The sequence below is a fragment of the Ruegeria sp. YKSD179 genome, from assembly GCF_059612885.1.
Window position 1 is genome coordinate 15,026 of the sequence record NZ_JBXWRL010000049.1, and the last position, 17,474, is coordinate 32,499.

General features: G+C 53.4%; 19 protein-coding genes. 11 read left to right on the forward strand and 8 right to left on the reverse strand.

Annotation, left to right across the window (positions count from 1 at the left end; all coding sequences use genetic code 11):
• Nucleotides 1-1,608, reverse strand: a complete 1,608-nt coding sequence (locus tag AC2FNE_RS19370; RefSeq protein WP_170607702.1) for a peptide chain release factor 3 — start codon at nucleotides 1,606-1,608, stop codon at nucleotides 1-3.
• A 109-nt stretch (nucleotides 1,609-1,717) separates the two neighbouring features.
• On the opposite strand from AC2FNE_RS19370, the gene AC2FNE_RS19375 reads away from it, so the two are divergent.
• The 7 genes from AC2FNE_RS19375 to AC2FNE_RS19405 all read left to right on the forward strand — a co-directional run bounded on the left by AC2FNE_RS19375 (nucleotide 1,718) and on the right by AC2FNE_RS19405 (nucleotide 8,154).
• On the forward strand, nucleotides 1,718-2,080 hold the full coding sequence (locus AC2FNE_RS19375) for a nuclear transport factor 2 family protein (RefSeq protein WP_170607704.1): 363 nt from the start codon (nucleotides 1,718-1,720) through the stop codon (nucleotides 2,078-2,080).
• Between the two features lie 87 nt (nucleotides 2,081-2,167).
• Complete coding sequence (locus AC2FNE_RS19380; protein ID WP_170607706.1) at nucleotides 2,168-2,947, forward strand: SDR family oxidoreductase; 780 nt, start codon at nucleotides 2,168-2,170, stop codon at nucleotides 2,945-2,947.
• A 2-nt stretch (nucleotides 2,948-2,949) separates the two neighbouring features.
• Nucleotides 2,950-4,062: a YhaZ family DNA alkylation repair protein gene (locus AC2FNE_RS19385; protein WP_496806080.1), complete on the forward strand. Its 1,113-nt coding sequence runs from the start codon at nucleotides 2,950-2,952 to the stop codon at nucleotides 4,060-4,062.
• A gap of 208 nt (nucleotides 4,063-4,270) precedes the next feature.
• Entirely contained in the window at nucleotides 4,271-5,356 is a 1,086-nt protein-coding gene (locus tag AC2FNE_RS19390; protein WP_437436520.1) for an ABC transporter ATP-binding protein, read from the forward strand.
• A 123-nt stretch (nucleotides 5,357-5,479) separates the two neighbouring features.
• Nucleotides 5,480-6,262, forward strand: a complete 783-nt coding sequence (surE, locus tag AC2FNE_RS19395; protein WP_170478148.1) for a 5'/3'-nucleotidase SurE — start codon at nucleotides 5,480-5,482, stop codon at nucleotides 6,260-6,262.
• On the forward strand, nucleotides 6,259-6,909 hold the full coding sequence (locus tag AC2FNE_RS19400) for a protein-L-isoaspartate(D-aspartate) O-methyltransferase (protein ID WP_170477842.1): 651 nt from the start codon (nucleotides 6,259-6,261) through the stop codon (nucleotides 6,907-6,909). Before surE ends, AC2FNE_RS19400 begins: the two co-directional genes overlap by 4 nt.
• A gap of 63 nt (nucleotides 6,910-6,972) precedes the next feature.
• The gene (locus AC2FNE_RS19405; RefSeq protein ID WP_170477838.1) at nucleotides 6,973-8,154 is read left to right on the forward strand and encodes a M23 family metallopeptidase; all 1,182 of its coding nucleotides are present in this window, start codon (nucleotides 6,973-6,975) and stop codon (nucleotides 8,152-8,154) included.
• 56 nt (nucleotides 8,155-8,210) lie between these two features.
• Here AC2FNE_RS19405 and AC2FNE_RS19410 read toward each other — a convergent pair whose 3' ends face one another.
• Both AC2FNE_RS19410 and AC2FNE_RS19415 read right to left on the reverse strand, forming a co-directional pair.
• Nucleotides 8,211-8,882 (reverse strand): helix-turn-helix transcriptional regulator, encoded by a 672-nt coding sequence (locus AC2FNE_RS19410; RefSeq protein ID WP_170607710.1) that lies wholly within the window; start codon nucleotides 8,880-8,882, stop codon nucleotides 8,211-8,213.
• 21 nt (nucleotides 8,883-8,903) lie between these two features.
• Nucleotides 8,904-9,209, reverse strand: coding sequence for a hypothetical protein (locus AC2FNE_RS19415; protein ID WP_170477832.1), 306 nt, complete (start codon nucleotides 9,207-9,209; stop codon nucleotides 8,904-8,906).
• 220 nt (nucleotides 9,210-9,429) lie between these two features.
• Between AC2FNE_RS19415 and AC2FNE_RS19420 the strand changes: the two genes are divergently transcribed.
• The 4 genes from AC2FNE_RS19420 to AC2FNE_RS19435 all read left to right on the forward strand — a co-directional run bounded on the left by AC2FNE_RS19420 (nucleotide 9,430) and on the right by AC2FNE_RS19435 (nucleotide 11,948).
• On the forward strand, nucleotides 9,430-9,645 hold the full coding sequence (locus AC2FNE_RS19420) for a twin-arginine translocase TatA/TatE family subunit (RefSeq protein WP_170477829.1): 216 nt from the start codon (nucleotides 9,430-9,432) through the stop codon (nucleotides 9,643-9,645).
• 6 nt (nucleotides 9,646-9,651) lie between these two features.
• Complete coding sequence (gene tatB, locus AC2FNE_RS19425; protein WP_170477826.1) at nucleotides 9,652-10,110, forward strand: Sec-independent protein translocase protein TatB; 459 nt, start codon at nucleotides 9,652-9,654, stop codon at nucleotides 10,108-10,110.
• Nucleotides 10,107-10,988, forward strand: coding sequence for a twin-arginine translocase subunit TatC (tatC, locus tag AC2FNE_RS19430; RefSeq protein WP_170607711.1), 882 nt, complete (start codon nucleotides 10,107-10,109; stop codon nucleotides 10,986-10,988). The genes tatB and tatC overlap by 4 nt, the downstream gene beginning before the upstream one ends.
• 117 nt (nucleotides 10,989-11,105) lie before the next feature.
• The gene (locus AC2FNE_RS19435) at nucleotides 11,106-11,948 is read left to right on the forward strand and encodes an ATP-binding protein (RefSeq protein ID WP_496806081.1); all 843 of its coding nucleotides are present in this window, start codon (nucleotides 11,106-11,108) and stop codon (nucleotides 11,946-11,948) included.
• 58 nt (nucleotides 11,949-12,006) lie between these two features.
• Here the strand turns inward: AC2FNE_RS19435 and AC2FNE_RS19440 are convergent, their stop codons facing one another.
• The 5 genes from AC2FNE_RS19440 to radA all read right to left on the reverse strand — a co-directional run bounded on the left by AC2FNE_RS19440 (nucleotide 12,007) and on the right by radA (nucleotide 17,375).
• The gene (locus tag AC2FNE_RS19440) at nucleotides 12,007-12,651 is read right to left on the reverse strand and encodes an SDR family NAD(P)-dependent oxidoreductase (protein WP_170607715.1); all 645 of its coding nucleotides are present in this window, start codon (nucleotides 12,649-12,651) and stop codon (nucleotides 12,007-12,009) included.
• A gap of 42 nt (nucleotides 12,652-12,693) precedes the next feature.
• Nucleotides 12,694-12,942: a hypothetical protein gene (locus AC2FNE_RS19445; protein ID WP_170478145.1), complete on the reverse strand. Its 249-nt coding sequence runs from the start codon at nucleotides 12,940-12,942 to the stop codon at nucleotides 12,694-12,696.
• A 267-nt stretch (nucleotides 12,943-13,209) separates the two neighbouring features.
• Nucleotides 13,210-14,733: an amidophosphoribosyltransferase gene (purF, locus tag AC2FNE_RS19450; RefSeq protein WP_170607717.1), complete on the reverse strand. Its 1,524-nt coding sequence runs from the start codon at nucleotides 14,731-14,733 to the stop codon at nucleotides 13,210-13,212.
• Nucleotides 14,734-15,346: 613 nt separating this feature from the next.
• Nucleotides 15,347-15,970 (reverse strand): CvpA family protein, encoded by a 624-nt coding sequence (locus tag AC2FNE_RS19455; RefSeq protein ID WP_254442612.1) that lies wholly within the window; start codon nucleotides 15,968-15,970, stop codon nucleotides 15,347-15,349.
• Nucleotides 15,971-16,010: 40 nt separating this feature from the next.
• Complete coding sequence (gene radA / locus AC2FNE_RS19460) at nucleotides 16,011-17,375, reverse strand: DNA repair protein RadA (protein ID WP_170477810.1); 1,365 nt, start codon at nucleotides 17,373-17,375, stop codon at nucleotides 16,011-16,013.
• Between the last annotated feature and the right edge of the window lie 99 nt (nucleotides 17,376-17,474).

The window sequence follows — 17,474 nt, forward strand, 5'->3', positions numbered from 1 at the left end:
TCAGGTCATCATTTCCTTGGTCGCAGTGAGGCTCAGCAACGGAAAATCACGTTCGACTCGGTCGATATCCCATTGTAACCGTGTAAGATAAACGATGTCGCCATCGTGATCATGCGCTATGTGCTGTTTGTTGGCATTCACGAACTTCTCAACCTCGGCCTTGTCACCACTTACCCACCGGGCCGAAGTGAACTGAGACGCTTCGAACCTGACTGGCAGGCCGTATTCCATCTCGATCCGGCTAGCCAGAACCTCGAACTGAAGGGCGCCGACAACTCCAACTATAAAGCCCGATCCGATGGAGGGCTTGAATACCTTTGCAGCACCTTCTTCAGCGAACTGCATCAAAGCTTTTTCTAGGTGCTTCGCTTTAAGTGGATCGCCAGCCCGGACGCCTTGAAGTAGCTCGGGCGCGAAGGATGGTATACCTGTGACACGCAGTGCCTCGCCTTCTGTCAGCGTGTCGCCGATGCGAAGCTGACCGTGGTTAGGTATTCCGATGATATCACCGGCCCAAGCTTCTTCTGCCAGTTCGCGGTCCGAAGCCAGAAATAGCACCGGATTTGAAATTGCCATCGGTTTTTTTGACCGTACATGCGTCAGCTTCATGCCGCGTTTGAAGTGGCCAGAGGCCATGCGGACAAAGGCGACCCTGTCGCGGTGCTTGGGATCCATATTGGCCTGAACCTTGAAAACAAACCCCGCAACCTTCTTTTCATCCGGTGCGATCTGGCGGGGTTCGGCTGACTGCACCTGGGGTTGCGGTCCATAAGTTCCAATGCCCTCCATAAGTTCCTTAACACCAAAGGAATTGATGGCTGAACCAAACCATATGGGCGTCATATGACCTTCGAGCACGGCCTGCGGGTCGAGCTTGGGCAACAGTTCCCGCGCCATTTCAACTTCTTCCAGCAGCTTTTCCAAAAGGTGCTCGGGCACATGCTTTGCAAGCTTTGGATCGTCAAGCCCTTCGATTTGAATGCTTTCTGCCACCTTGTTGCGGTCGGCTCGGTCCATCAGCTCTAGCCGATCGCGCAATATGTCATAGCAACCAATGAAATCCCGGCCGACGCCGATGGGCCATGAGGCAGGCGTGACATCGATTGCCAACATTTCTTGGATTTCGTCAATAATCTCGAAGGTATCGCGGCTTTCACGATCCATCTTATTACAGAAAGTTAGAATAGGTAGGTCGCGCAAACGGCAAACCTCAAACAGTTTTTGCGTTTGGCTTTCTACGCCCTTAGCGCCGTCAATCACCATCACCGCCGCGTCAACTGCAGTCAGGGTGCGATAAGTGTCTTCGGAAAAGTCACTGTGGCCTGGGGTGTCAACCAGGTTGAAGCGGAAGTTGGCGTAATCGAAAGACATAGCCGAGGCAGACACTGAAATGCCCCGATCCTTTTCCATTTGCATAAAGTCGGACCGGGTGCGCCGTGCCTCGCCTTTGGCGCGTACCTGACCGGCCATCTGAATGGCGCCACCATACAGAAGGAATTTTTCGGTAAGCGTCGTCTTGCCCGCGTCAGGATGCGAGATGATCGCAAATGTTCGACGCCGGGCGATCTCGGGCGGTAAGACGGGTTGGTTCGAGGCACTATCAAGCATGAGCGCGCATATAGGCGGGGAATCCTGCCGAAGCAAGACAAAGGGGGTGTTCCGAATCAGATGGCTATGCGAAAAAGAACATATAGTGAACAAATTTTGGAGTAGGCTGATGAATTTGAAGGAAATCGCAGATGAACTCGTTGCTGGATGCAGGGAAAACCGGGCGAAAGCAAATTTGGACAAGCTATATGCCGTGGACGCTGTGTCGGTAGAAGCAGCGGACATGCAGGGCATGGGACGTGAGGCGCATGGTCTGGACGCGATACGCGGAAAACACGATTGGTGGGAAAACTCGACCGAAGTGACGGGAGGTTCTGTAAGTGATCCGTTTTTACACGGTGATGATCGGTTTGCGGTGATTTTCGAAGTGCAAGGCTCGATGAAGGAAAGCGGTGAATCTTTCGATATGCGCGAAGTAGCGATTTATTATGTTTCCGACGGCAAGATCGTGCGTGAGGAATTTTTCTACTGATTTTTGAACAACTAACAACTCGGCCATTCTGGTCTTCCTCGTCGGGCCGGTGCTAGTGTCCGGCAAACAATGATTGGGAGGATCAGAATGGATTTGGGTATTCGCGGAAAACGAGCACTGGTTTGTGCCAGCAGCAAAGGTCTTGGGTTTGGTTGCGCAGAAGCGTTGGCGGCGGCGGGTGTTGATCTTGTTATGAATGCGCGAGGGGCCGAAGCGTTAGAAGTATCGGCGGATCGGATCCGAAGTGAACATGGCGTTACAGTTAAGACAGTGGCCTGTGATGTGACTTCTGCAGATGGGCAGGAACAAGTTATCCAAGCGGCAGACGGCGTCGATATTCTGGTAACAAACGCTGGCGGTCCGCCGCCGGGAATGTGGTCTGACTGGGACCGCGAAGACTTCATCATGGCTCTCGACGCCAACATGTTGACACCGATAGCATTCATGAAAGCGTTGCTGCCAAATATGATGGAAAATGGTTGGGGCAGGGTCGTAAATATAACCTCGCAGTCGGTGCGGGCACCAATCGCTGTTTTGGGTCTTTCGAATGCGGCACGTACCGGGTTAACGGGCTATGTCGCAGGCACCTCACGTCAAGTGGCGCCCATGGGCGTCACTATCAATAACCTTTTGCCAGGTATTCACGATACTGACCGGGCGAATTCACTGGACAGTGGCGTTGCGGCGCAGAAGGGGATTTCGATCGACGAAGCACGTGCCGATCGCGCCGCTACGATACCAACTCGGCGTTACGGGACGCGACAGGAGTTCGGTGCCGCTTGCGCATTTCTTTGCTCCAAACATGCAGGTTTTATCGTTGGACAAAACATCCTGCTTGATGGCGGGGCGACCAATATTACGATGTAACCATGACACAGAATTTCTCGCTTAAAGATCAATTATTTAATGCCGATAGCACTGGGTATCTGGCCGGGCTATTCGCGGCAGCGGACCCGGCCTTTGATGCAGCGGCATTTGAAGCCCGGGTTATGTCGCGGCTAACGGAACTTGAATTGAAAGAGCGGATGGTCTGGATAGCCGAGTGTCTGGCGGAAGCAATTCCAGGTGATTTGCCCGATGTAGCAGAAGTGATTCTTAAGGCATTGCCTCCGCCACTGGACCCAAACAAGACGGACGATGACTTTGGAGATTTTATCTTTGGCCCGATCGGCGACTGGGTCGTAGCCGTGGGTTCGGACCACCCCGAACTGGCGTTGGATGTTTTCGAGGAGGTAACCCAACGTTTTTCAATGGAGTTGGCAATCCGTCCTTTTTTGAACAGTCATCCCGATCTGGTTATGGTGCGCATGCAAGAATGGGCTCAGCATGACAGTTATCACGTGCGGCGACTGGTCAGCGAAGGTACCCGTCCGCGTTTGCCTTGGGGGCAGGCGGTTGGGCTGGACCTCTCCGATCCGCTACCACTGCTGGATCGCCTCCACAGCGATAACACGCGCTATGTGACACGATCTGTCGCCAACCATTTGAATGACATAACTAAAAAAGACCCTGATCTGGCGTTAGATCGGTTGCAGGAGTGGCGCGATGCGGCACGGCAGGACCAAGATGAACTACAGTGGATGACTTCTCATGCATTGCGGGGGTTGGTGAAATCTGGCCACTTTCGTGCAATGAAGATGTTGGGCTTCAATCCTGAAGCGGACATTGCTGCGAAGGTTCAGGTGGACGGTGAAGCTCGGATTGGCGGAGCGTTAGAGTTCACTGTAGAGCTATCAGGGGATAAGGGCCAAGGGGTTCTTGTTGACTATATCGTTCATTTTCAACGCCCTGGTGGGAAAATCTCGCCTAAAGTTCATAAGCTGAAGCAAGCGACTTTGACTGATGGAAATGTGACATTACGGAAAGTCCACAAACTGAAAGGCAATGCCAGTACTTTCACGCTCATACCCGGTGCGCATCGGCTGGAAGTTCAGGTCAACGGACGTATTCTAACTGCGGTGGATTTTGAACTTTTGGACTGATCCACATTATTTTTTCTAAAACTTCTAGCTGCTTAGCGAGTTTTCGACCCTTTGGGGATTGTCAAAATCTGCAAAGCTTTACTATCTATTTCGCCCGGACCTTAGCGATACCGATTGCCTGCTGCTGACAACTTGCACCTGCGGGGCGGTATTGCTATCCCCGCTAAAGCCCGATTGATTTGATCGGGAAATGCAACGGGGTCCATCGGTGACAGAGAACGCAGCTCCTCCTCGTCTGGAAGTCCACAATCTTGTTGCCCGTTTCGGTGGGCGGACTGTAGTCGATGGTGTGTCTTTAAGCGTGCACGCCGGTCAGGTGACTTGCCTGTTGGGGCCATCAGGTTGCGGAAAATCTACGACACTACGGATGATTGCCGGTGTCGAGATTCAAAGCTCGGGCGAAATCTACGTCGACGGCAAGCTGGTGTGCGATACAGTTTTTCGCGTCCCGCCTGAGCGCCGTGAAATCGGATTGATGTTTCAGGACTTTGCGCTATTCCCCCATCTTAGCGTCGGCGACAATGTAGCGTTTGGTCTTTCGGGCACCAAAGACGCCAAACGAGCCAGGGTCGAAGAATTGTTGTCCCGTGTAGACCTAATGCGTTTCGTGGACGGGTTTCCGCACCAGCTATCAGGAGGCGAGCAGCAGCGAGTGGCATTGGCGCGCGCCCTTGCGCCACGGCCGCGCATAATGCTGATGGACGAACCATTTTCGGGTTTGGATAATCGTTTACGCGACGGAATTCGGGACGAAACACTGGCGATCCTGAAAGAAGAAGACGCGGCCGTTTTGTTGGTGACGCACGAACCCGAAGAGGCCATGCGGATGGCGGATGAAATTGCCTTGATGCGGGGAGGCAAGATTGTCCAACAAGGGGCGCCATATAACGTCTACACCCGGCCGGTTGATAAGGCGGCGGTGTCATTTTTCAGTGATATCAATGTATTAATTTCGAAAGTTAACGGCGCTTTAGCACAAACCCCGTTCGGTCAATTCCTTGCGCCCGGGGTGCCTGATCAAACAGATGTCGAGATTGTTTTTCGTCCCCAACACGTTCGACTGGATTTCGACCGCAACGGCAAGGGTCCGTCTCCTACGCCAACGGACGGGGTCGCCGCCCGAGGTGTGGTTCAGCGAGCGCGGTTTCTGGGTAATGAAAGTTTGGTTGAGTTTCGGATGGACTACGACGGCTCGATCTTAAAAGCGACCGTTCCGAATGTGTTTGTGCCAAATCCAGGCAGGGTCATGTGGCTTACAGTCCCGCGAGATCGGTGTTTCGTCTTCCCGGTTTGACGCGGCAGAGCGATGATTTCCTTCCAAGTGGTGCTTGAAAGCCTCAGATTGCCTGTGCGGGTCGCTTGCCGCGACGCTGGGCCGCGTCTATCAAGAGGAAAATTCGAGGCTGAGGCAGACACCATGCGTATTCTTCTAACCAATGACGACGGCATCAACGCGCCGGGTCTGACTGTACTTGAGGCCATAGCTGGCAATCTGGCGGGGCCAGATGGCGAAGTCTGGGTTGTTGCTCCTGCCTTTGAGCAATCAGGAGTGGGCCATTGCATCAGTTACACTCATCCAATGATGGTGGCAGAACTGGCTGAACGTCGTTTTGCGGCCGAAGGGTCGCCTGCAGATTGTGTGCTGGCTGGTTTGCACGACGTAATGAAAGACTGCCCCCCGGATCTGGTATTGTCAGGAGTAAATCGAGGAAACAACTCAGCAGAAAACGCTTTATATTCCGGTACGTTGGGAGGCGCAATGGAAGCTGCCCTTCAGGGCGTTCCGGCAATTGCCTTGTCGCAATATCTTGGTCCCCGAAACCGCGAGTTAGAAAACCCGTTTCAAGCAGCATCTTCCTTTGGGGTTGAATTGATCCGTCGTATTTTGGAAGCCACCCCTGCAGGACAAGAGGATTACCGCTTGTTTTATAATGTAAACTTCCCACCTGTTCCCGCCGACGAAGTCGTAGGGACACGTGTCGTACCGCAGGGTTATCGCCGTGACACCAGATTTGGCGCCGAACCACACATGTCTCCATCGGGCAGGCGATTCTTATGGATCAAAGGCGGAAATCAGCACAATCCAACCGCGCCAGGCACGGATGCAGCGGTCAATTTAGATGGTTATATTTCTGTCACTCCGATGCGGGCAGATCTGACGGCCCACGATACACTTGAGGTGCTTAGGGCAATAGAATGAGCGGACTAGACCCGGAAAAGACTATGCAGTTTCTGTTTTCACTGCGATCTCGCGGTGTAACGGACGCCCGCGTGCTGGCGGCAATGGAACAGATTGACCGCGGATTGTTCGTGAGAGGTTTGTTTTCCGAGCGGGCTTATGACGACACACCTTTGCCAATTGCGTGCGGTCAGACAATCAGCCAACCATCGGTGGTGGGGCTTATGACGCAGGCATTGAAGGTGAATCCCCGCGATACGGTGCTCGAAGTCGGGACCGGGTCGGGATATCAAGCGGCTATTCTCTCAAAACTGGCTCGCCGGGTTTATACGGTCGAGCGTCACAAGCGTCTGGTTCGCGAAACAGCCCAGTTGTTTCGCGAGATGGGCCTTACAAATGTGACTGCAATGTTGTCTGATGGATCCTTTGGCCTTCCTGAACAGGCCCCATTCGACCGCATTATTGTTACCGCTGCTGCCGAAGATCCGCCGGGGCCACTCTTGGCGCAGCTGAAAATCGGCGGTATCATGGTTTTGCCCGTAGGCCAATCGGACGCGGTTCAAACCTTGATCCGGGTTACCCGTACCGAAGAAGGTCTTGACTATGACGAGTTGTTACCCGTTCGGTTCGTCCCCTTGCTTGAGGGGTTGGGAAAGGACGAAGCATAAAGTTTGTTGGGAAATTTTCGCCAGAACCCCGGACAAAATGGGGCAGGTGTTGAGGACAGAAAAATGAGAGCAGTTTCCAAATCAGCTATGTGTCGCTATGCGATGGGTACAGCCATTCTAGCCCTGTTGGCTGCGTGCGAGGGGCCTTTCGACTATGATCTGCGCGGAAATGTTGGCGGTTTTTCCACCGCAGATGCGGCATTGGCAGCAACGGCAAGCCGTCCCGCTCCGGATTCGCGGGGCGTAATCACCTATCCCAACTATCAGGTCGCAGTCGCCAGATCGGGGGACAGTGTGCGTGACGTCGCTGTACGTATTGGCTTACCTGAGGCGGAGTTAGCGCGCTACAACGGGCTTCAACCCAATGATCCCCTCCGCGACGGCGAGGTTCTAGCGCTTCCGCGGTCAGTTGGGGCCAGCAGCAATGTCGACATAGCTGCAGTTGCCGGCACAGCGATCGATGAGGCGCCAGAAACTGGCGGGGTTCGCACAACTACGCTTGAACCCGCGCAGCCGACACCTGCTCCTGCGCCAGTACCGGCTGCAGGCCCTGAACCAATCCAACACAAGGTTAAACGAGGCGAAACCGCCTACACAATCTCGCGCCTGTACCAGGTGCCTGTAGAGGCTTTAGCCGAATGGAACGGGCTGGGGTCCGATTTCATGGTGCGCGAGGGGCAGTTTCTCTTGATCCCAATTAAGGATCAACCTGCACCGCGACGCGAGGCGGCTGCTCCGGCAGCGACAGCGACAGCGATTACTCAGCCTGGTGAGGGATCGCCCACGCCGACGCCACCCAGTGCGACCCAACCGTTGCCGGAAGAAAAGGTGAAGCCGCTTGCGGAATCCACGCCGGCCCCTGACGTTACTGCGGATGCTCCGACTAATAGTGGATCATCGGCATTGTCGCTGCCCGTAACAGGCCGGATCATTCGTACTTATGAAAAGGGTAAGAACGAAGGCATTGATATTGCTGCTGCACCCGGTACATCGGTTACTGCAGCCGAGGCCGGAACAGTGGCAGCAGTGACAGCCGATGCGGATCAGGTGCCCATCATTGTTGTTCGACACAAAAACGATCTCTTGACTGTCTACGCTAATGTCGAAGGTATCACTGTTAAAAAAGGCGATCGGGTTAAGCGAGGCCAGAAAGTTGCTGCGCTACGTGGCGGAGAAAACGCTTACGTACACTTCGAGGTGCGTAAAGGATTCGAATCTGTTGATCCAGAACCCTACCTAAAGTGAGGCGAATGATCTGATTTACCTTTAAGTGTTAAGGTGTTGATCGCTGATATTAAAGCTCAAACGTTTGGATCATAATCGTTCAGACGTTTTCCGGGTTCGTCGGCGAATACTTCCTGCAAAGGTGTTATCGTTTCTATTAAGTCTATACGAAAAACTCGGAAATTAGTCCTCAACTCGCACCATGCGGTCAAAGTCCACACGCGGCCCCAGTATTCCATGTGTAACGGTCTAATGGTCCGGTCGGTCAAAGCTCCGTCTATGCGGCGGTAAGATATGCGTAGTTTTTGTCGGGTTTTTATTGCAGAACGGATCGGTGCCATATGTGCCAACCCGCGTGCTGCGTCCGCAAAGGGATAGACCGCAAACTTCCACGCATCAGCTTCGGCCACAACCTGCGTCGGCAAAACCGCATCAACCTTTTCCGCCAACGACTCTGCCGCAGATTTTAGGTCCGGGTCGGCCGCCTCAGCCACGATTGCCATGCCGAGGTTGAGCGCTTCAAGCTCGGCAGGTGTCAGGTTTAATGGTGGTAGGGTAATTTGCTCGCGCACCATGTATCCCAAACCGCGCTCGCCTTCTATTGGAACTCCAGAAGCTACTAGGGTGTCCATATCTCGATAAATGGTGCGAACCGACACCTCTAGCCGGTCCGCGATATCTTGCGCGCGGTGGAGTTTCCCGTTGCGCATTATCTGGATAATATCAAAAAGACGGTCAGTTCGACGCATCAGGCGCCTTTCCGATCGACGTTATGCGTTCATTTTCCATAAAACGTGCTCGTGTCGCATTTCCATATTTTCCGGGTCAATCGCTGCCATCATCGCGGCAGCGCAGTCCTGATGCATAAATTGCTCGGCGGCATCTTTTGCAGAATTCGCATCCGTCCAGACGACATAGTCGGTCCATCGACCATCTGAACCCATGCTTAACTGTCGATGCACAAATCCAGGTGCGGCTCGCACAAATGCTTCGGATGCCTGACTGAGTTTGACAAATTCTTCCTGTGAAGTGCCATTCGCAAGTGAAAAGGTGACGATTTCTGCAACATGGGTCATTTTATTCTCCTTGGACCAGGTTTCGATGCCCTGTTTCTAGCCACACCCAACTGACATAAACCTGTCAGTTGGAAAAATCGAGTCCGTTGAAAATGTGGAATCAGGTGAAATTTGAGTGAGGATTCGCTCCTGTTCTCTTTCTTGAGCGTGTTTAGCGGCGTAAATACATGCAGAAATAGAATTTCCGACGCATCTTGCGTCGTCTGACAGGAGAAGAAAAATGCTCAACAATATAGGTCTTCCCGGAATCTTACTAATAGCCGTTGTCGTGCTGGTACTTTTTGGCCGCGGTAAGATCAGTTCCCTTATGGGCGAAGTCGGTAAAGGCATCACCTCTTTCAAGAAAGGTGTCAAAGAAGGTGCGGAGGAGCTGGAGCAGGACGCATCCGAATTGGCGAAGGATGTCACTCCAGAGACAGACAAAGACAAGGTCTAAGAGCTTATGTTTGATCTGGGCTGGACCGAGCTTCTGGTCATCGGCATCGTTGCGCTGATCGTTGTGGGTCCTAAGGATCTGCCGGTTTTGTTCCGCAATGTCGGCCGTTGGATGGGTAAAGCCCGCGGAATGGCGCGCGAGTTCAGCAATGCGATGAACGAAGCAGCGGACGAGGCTGGGGTAAAGGACATCAAGAAGGGCCTCAACGCTGCCACTAACCCCGTTGGATCCGCTGTAAGCAGCGTCAATGAGGCTGCAAGAGACGTCGCAAAGAGCTTGGACCCGACTAAGTTCGATCCCGACAGCGAAACTGGAAAATTGGCCGCTGAACGGGCTGAGCAAGCAAAGAAAATTCAGGCATCCACCGCCCGAGCTGCTGCAGAACGCAAGGCCAAGGAAGCTGCGGAAGCTCTGGCCAAAGCTGAAGAGGCTGAAGCCGCACTTAACAGTGAAAGCAAGTCATGAGCAAAACTGACGAGATCGAAGACTCCTCGGCCCCATTGATTGAACATCTGGCTGAGCTGCGGACGAGATTGATTCACTGCGTGGTCGCCTTCCTGATCGGTATGGTGATATGTTTCTCGGTGGCGACACCGATTTTCAACTTCCTTACCAATCCGCTTTGCGAGGTTTTGGCCGAACGTGGTCAGGATTGCGGGCTGATTTTCATCTCGCCACAAGAAGGCTTTTTTGTAGCAATCAAGGTATCGCTATTGGGCGGGTTCATCCTTGCATTCCCATATATTGGGATGCAGATGTGGCGGTTCGTGGCGCCCGGCCTGTATCGCTCGGAAAAGAATGCATTTCTGCCATTTATGCTGGCCTCACCATTCATGTTCCTTCTGGGCGCAAGTTTTGCCTTCTATGTCGTGACACCGCTGGCTTACGACTTTTTCTTGGGTTTCCAGCAGTTCGGAGCCGAAGGTGAAGTTGTTGCCGAAGGAACGAATGCTGCACCGTTGAGCGTGGTTTTCCAGGGTTCAGCACAAGAATACCTTAACCTTACTATCAAGTTTATCGTTGCTTTCGGCCTTTGCTTTCAGCTGCCGGTTCTTCTGACATTGATGGGCAAGGCCGGCTTAGTAAGTGCTCAGGGCTTGGGTGAGGTACGCAAATACGCCGTGATTGGGATTCTTGTTCTGGCCGCGGTGGTGACGCCGCCCGACGTCATTACACAAATAATCCTATTTACCGTGGTTTACGGTTTGTATGAGGTCTCAATCTTTTTGGTCGCGCGCGTAGAGAAAAAGCGCGAAGAGCAACTGCGCGCTGATGGCTACTACGATGACGAAGAAGCCGAAGCTGATGCGGACCTCATGCAAAGCGAAGAAGACACCAAGTAATCAGCGAATTGATTTTTTAGCTGGTGCGCCGAATGAGGCGCGCCTTTTTCTTTTGCAAGTCTTGTTGCCCCGTCTGGAACGTGGTTTGAACCTAGCAAGACTGGACCGGAGAAACCCATGGACGAAAAAGCCTTGAATCGCATCGCCGACGCGCTCGAACGGATGGCACCCGCACCTTTGGCCGCCCCAAGTTTCGCTACTGCGCCAGCGTTTGTCTGGCACGTTGATCCGGACCGCTTGGAACCTGTGGCAGACGTTAACCGGGTCGATCTTGGTTTGTTAGTCGGCATCAACCGTTCACGCGACACTCTGCTGGACAACACGCGCAGGTTTGCCGCAGGATTCAAGGCGAACAACGCGCTTCTTTGGGGCGCGCGTGGTATGGGAAAATCAAGCCTTGTCAAGGCTGTACATGGCACTTTGCAACCTGAGTATCCGAGCCTGAAACTGGTGGAGTTGCAGCGTGAAGACATGAGTTCGGTCGCCCGCCTGCTGAACCATCTGCGTAACGCAAAGTTCCGTTTCATTCTGTTCTGCGATGATCTGTCATTCAGCCATGACGATCAGCACTACAAGTCACTTAAGGCAGTTCTGGATGGCGGCATCGAAGGGCGCCCCGAAAATGTGGTTTTTTATGCTACTTCGAACCGCCGCCATTTGATGCCGCGCGATATGATCGAGAATGAACGCTCAAGCGCCATCAACCCATCCGAGGCAGTCGAGGAGAAAGTCTCACTCTCAGATCGGTTCGGCTTGTGGCTTGGATTTCATCCATGTGACCAAGACGAATACCTCTCTATGATCGATCGGTATTGTGCTGCATATGGCGTAGCCGTTGATGCGGAAACACTTCGTGCTGAAGCTATCGAGTGGCAGGCGACGCGCGGTGCCCGATCAGGCCGCGTCGCATGGCAATTCTTCGTCGATCTCGCAGGTCGTCACGGCGTTCACTTAGATTGAACAGGCACGTCACTTTTATGAACGGCCAGCATGGCTATTGTGATCTAATTGAATGTCTTCATAACAAAGACAAAAGCCGATTGGCTTCTTCTGCGGTGCTACTCAACACATCACGATCTTCACCCGGATGAAACCGCGCACGAACTGCCGTAGGCATCGGCCTCGGCTCGACAATCGAAACTCGAGGGCCGGTGCGCTCAGTTTCTAATGACCAACTACGCGCAAGAGACATCTGAGCGGCTTTTGTGGCCCCGTAGATGCCGTAAAATTTCTCGCCTGCTTTGGGGTCGTCGAAGAAAACTGCGTGGCCGCTTTCACCCAGCAGCGGTGCTACGAAAGGAATCAACACTGATGTCGCGGTGGCGTTGGTATTCAACGCCTTAAACCATTCCTTGGCGTCGATGAAATGCGCTGGCGTCAATGCCGAGGTGTGTATTGCCGTATGCAGCCACAAATCAACTTTGCCCCAACGATCGTGAATACTGCGGCAAAGCGTTGCCATCGCGTTTGGGTCGGTGATGTCCATTGGTGCCAGCGTAGCCGAGCCGCCCTTGGCTTGAATACGGTCATCCAGTTCTTCCAGGCCGCCGGTGGTGCGGGCCACCGCGACAACGTGGTATTCGGGCGCCAACGCCTCGGCCAAGGCTGCGCCCAGTCCGCGTGATGCACCCGTAATAAGGGCGATTTTGGTCTGATCTGTCATGGGCGGGGTTTGAACGCCCGCGCGAGAAGCGTCAAGACCGGATCAGCCTCCTGGGATAGCAATACGCTTAGTTTGGCCGCTTTGTCGCAGCATTACACCGTGCTCATCGATCGCCATTACCGTGCCAGAGGCGATGCGACTGCCAGTTTCGACCTCTTTCACACGGCCCGACGACAGGCGCACTAATGCACGCATATTTCTTGCAGGCCCAAAGACGCCCAAGACTGAGACTGAATTCTTTTTCAACGCGCCCCGTTGCGTGGCCGCGCTTTTGACGGTTTTGTTTGCCATGAACTGCCATCGGGCGGTGCCCGAACCCTTGAGTGAGTGGTTTCGGCGCATGCCGTATCAAAGGGCAAGGTGAAACAAAAGCCGATGGTATGAGAACAGATGCCGACACTTCAGGATCTGTCCCGAACACGTTGCAATTGCGTCGAGTTCACCGGAAAGGCGTAAGCGGATTGTCACCAACTGTTTGGTTTCGCGATGTCACATGTTTAGGTGACACCGGATAACCAGTTCGATCGATTCGCAAATGCGCAGGGTTAGATAACCATTTTAGCCCGAGACGAGGTTGGCGGCATTCCAGGATCCACCGAGGACCTGCATATCCTTCTTCTTTTTGCTGACGCGTGTACTGTTTTCCAGGTTGTCCAGATAATCGTCGCTTACGCTACCAGTGACGTAATTTCCGTCAAAACAAGAACAATCAAACGCCTCGATTTCTGGGTTGCCCTCCTTGGCGGCCCAGATCAGATCATCGAGATTTTGATAGAAAAGAGCATCAGCCCCAAGTTCACGGCGAATATCCTCGATCTCTTTGCCATTTGCGATCAGCTCATGCTTGGTCGGCATGTCGATGCCATAAACATTAGGGTACTTTACCGGCGGTGAAGCGCTGGCGACGTAAACCTTTTTTGCACCCGCTTCACGACACATCTGGACGATTTTCTTGATAGTATTTCCTCGCACGATCGAGTCGTCGATAAGCAGTACATTTTGATCTTTAAACTCCAAAGGAATGGCGTTCAGCTTGCGGCGAACGGATTTCTGCCGTTCTTCTTGACCGGGCATGATGAAGGTGCGCCCCACATAACGGTTCTTAACAAGACCCTCTCGGTATGAGATGCCGGTTGCCTTGGCCACTTCCAAGGCGACCGGCCTTGCGCTATCGGGGACTGGAATGATCCGGTCGATCTCTAATCCAGCCGCTTCGATCTGCCTTGCAAGGGTTTGCCCCATGCGCATCTGGGTTTTGTAAACGGATACCCCATCCAGCAATGAATCTGGTCGCGCGAGATAGACATATTCAAAAATACAGGGCGTCAGCCTGCCTTCGACCGCCTGGAACTCATGAATGTCTCCTTCAAGGTCGATCAGGATCGCCTCACCTGCGCGGAGATCGCGAAGTTTTTCAAAGCCATTAATTCCAAATGCTACGTCTTCAGATGCAAAAGCGTAATCATCGCCGTCGCCTTCTGCTTCGCGTTTTGCAACCGATAAAGGGCGTATTCCATAAGGATCACGAAAGGCCAACATCCCAACGCCGGCGATCAGACATATGACTGAATAGGCGCCCTGAATCCTCTCCATAGTCATTTTGACACCCGCAAAGATGTTGCGGATTGGGTCGGAATTTCCGTTTACCTTGATCGCGTCGGCCACCTTGTCAGCCAAAACGTTAAGCAGGATTTCTGAATCGGAAGTTGTCCGAAGATGGCGGCTATATTTGCCAGTCACTTTTTCGCGCTGTTCTGCGGTGTTGGTAATATTACCATTGTGGACCAAGTAGATGCCGTAAGGCGCGTTCACAAAAAATGGCTGAGCTTCGGCTGCACTAAGCGATCCCGCAGTGGGATAACGAACATGGCCAATCCCAACCTTGCCCAACAGAGTCTCGGCATCCGTTGCGTTAAACACATCCTTGACCAGTCCATTGGCTTTTTTCTCGCGGAAGAACTCACCGTTGTAAGTCACAATGCCAGAGGCATCCTGACCCCGATGCTGCAACATCAGCAGCCCGTCATAGATTTCCGCAAAGACATCATGCGTCCGGCTTGCGATCCCCAATATCCCACACATATACGGGCTCCAATTAAAATGACGGCTTTACGTTGATTTGGTTTGGCCTTCGGGGCCAATAGGTCTGCGCTGCATTTGTCAAAGTTCCGTTGGGCAGTCGCAAGTCGCAACATTGTGTACGCACAAGGTCAATCGCTCCGATTCCGTGGCGGTTTCGGGTTTGACATAATGCCAATCGCGCCCAATGTCATCAAAGGATCACAATCATCCGTCGCTACAGCTTGTTGGCCAAGTTTTTGCCTGCTGATCGGTGGAGGTGACAAAACTCACTTCTTGTGCTGTCATGTGCTTACAAGTGCCGAGCAGTAACAGCCTTTTATTTAGGTGGGACACGAAAATGTGGCAGCACAAACAAGGCGCAAAGAAAGAAGAAGCAGTGAAGCGACGCTGTCATCGATGCCGAGGCATGGGCCGGGCACCCTGTGAGATTTGTAAAGGCGCCGGCGAGGTGGCCAAGAGCAGGGATATTTATGGCAAGCCCATAATGACACGATGTAACGGCTGTTTCGGGTTAAAGAGCATCCGATGCGCGGTTTGTGGTGGCGACGGGTTCGTCTGAAAATATAAAAAGCCCAGCGAGAACTGGGCTTTATTGGCTTTATTTAAACTATCTTTACTCGCTGGGCGTGCTTTCAGTCGCGCCTTCCTGGGGCGTTTCAGCTGCGTCGCTGTCAAGTCCTCCATCAGACGTGCAGCTAGCCACCAACTCTTCGTACTGAGCGGTAATCCAGCCCAACGCGGCCTCGGGGTTTTGCTCTTCTATCTGATCGCTGAACTGTTCGAAAACCTTGGCCGATCGGCTTTCATCGACGATCGTATATGACTGACCGGTCATCACCGTGTCGTAGACGAAAAACGCGATTGCAACCAACAGAATGCCCCGGGCGATACCAAAAAAGAACCCTAGAGCTTGGTCCAAACCGCCAATGGCAGATCGCTGCACCAGCGACGAGAATAGGGGTGTAAATATGCTAACTACGATTAGCGCCACCGCAAATACAGCAGCAAACCCTGTTATGACAGACAATTCGCAACTGTCACGAAGGAAATCGCCGACAACTGGAATCTCTTTAACCAGGGGAACGACCTGCGGCGCAAAGATAAACGCCAATACTGCAGCGGCTACCCAGCCAGCAATCGCAAGAACCTCGCGCAGGAAGCCGCGAGAATAGGCCAAAAGGCCCGACACCACGACGATCAGGGCAACGACCCCGTCAATAATTGTAAAACCTTCCATGGCCCTCGCCTGTTCGTTTTCTGCCCCTCAAGGCGCGACTTTAACCTGCTCCGAAGGTTTCGCCAACAAACCCAACCAAATCAGACGGTCGGGTGAGTGTCAGACCTGCCACAGTACCGGCTTTCCCGCCAGCCGGAGCAATTGCTGCTGTGAAACCAAGTTTTTGCGCTTCTTTCAACCTGTTTTCGGTCTGAGGAGCTGGTCTAAGTGCCCCAGATAGCGAGATTTCTCCGAAAACGACAGTATCTGATGGCAGGGCCTTATCCTCGCGGGCGCTCAATAATGCGGCTGCCACCGCAAGATCCGCAGCAGGTTCCCCAATTTTCAACCCGCCAGCAACGTTTAGGTATACATCCAGGCCAGCAAACGGGATACCACAGCGCGCCTCTAACACTGCGAGGATCATCGCAAGACGCCCACTGTCCCACCCGACGACTGTGCGGCGTGGTTGCGAGTGAGGCGAAGGCGCAACGAGCGCCTGCAACTCTACCAGGACAGGACGTGTTCCTTCGATTCCCGCAAACACAGCCGACCCGGGGCTTGGTGTGCCGCGTTCGGATAGAAACAGGGCTGATGGATTAGTTACCTGTGCCAAGCCCTTGCCAGTCATTTCAAAAACACCGATTTCGTCAGCGGGACCAAAGCGGTTTTTTACCGCGCGAAGAATGCGGAATTGGTGGCCGCGTTCGCCTTCGAAATAGAGTACCGTGTCGACCATATGTTCCACTACACGTGGACCGGCAATTTGGCCTTCTTTCGTGACATGACCCACCATGACGACTGAAACGCCATGGCGTTTGGCAAAAGTGGTCAATTCATGCGCTGCAGCGCGCACCTGACTGACCGAACCCGGCGCGCTATCAACATTGTCGGCCCACATGGTTTGGATCGAGTCTATGATGGCGAGACCAGGCTTCTCTTTCTCAAGCGTGGTAAGGATGTCGCGCAGGTTGGTCTCTGCTGCCAATTGGACAGGTGCGTCTTCCAAGCCTAGCCTGCGTGCACGCATTCGGACTTGGGCGCTGGCTTCTTCTCCAGAGACATAGATCGTTTTTATGCCGGCGCGGGCAAATCGTGCGGCTGCCTGCAACAACAGCGTGGATTTGCCGATCCCAGGATCGCCACCGACCAACAGCGCCGAAGCCGGTACCAAACCACCGCCCAGAACCCGATCTAACTCGTCCACCCCGCAAAGAGTGCGAGGAGGCGGTGTTTCCTCAGTCGACAAATCCGTGAGTGCAATAGACTGACCGCGTTTACCACCGAGTGATTTTTTTGTAGGGCCAGCTGAAAGTGGGGTGTCTTGAGTAATTGTGTTCCATTCGCCGCAGGCGTCGCAGCGCCCGGACCAGCGGGTAGACGTAGCGCCGCAGGCCGAGCAGGAGAAAGAAGTCGTTTTTGCCATGCGGCCCTTGGTGCCCGAGGACGGTCAGTTCTTCAAGCCCTAGCAGGCTTTCATAAACAACCAGTGAATCGCTTTTTCATTGCACCATTGGGGCCGAAG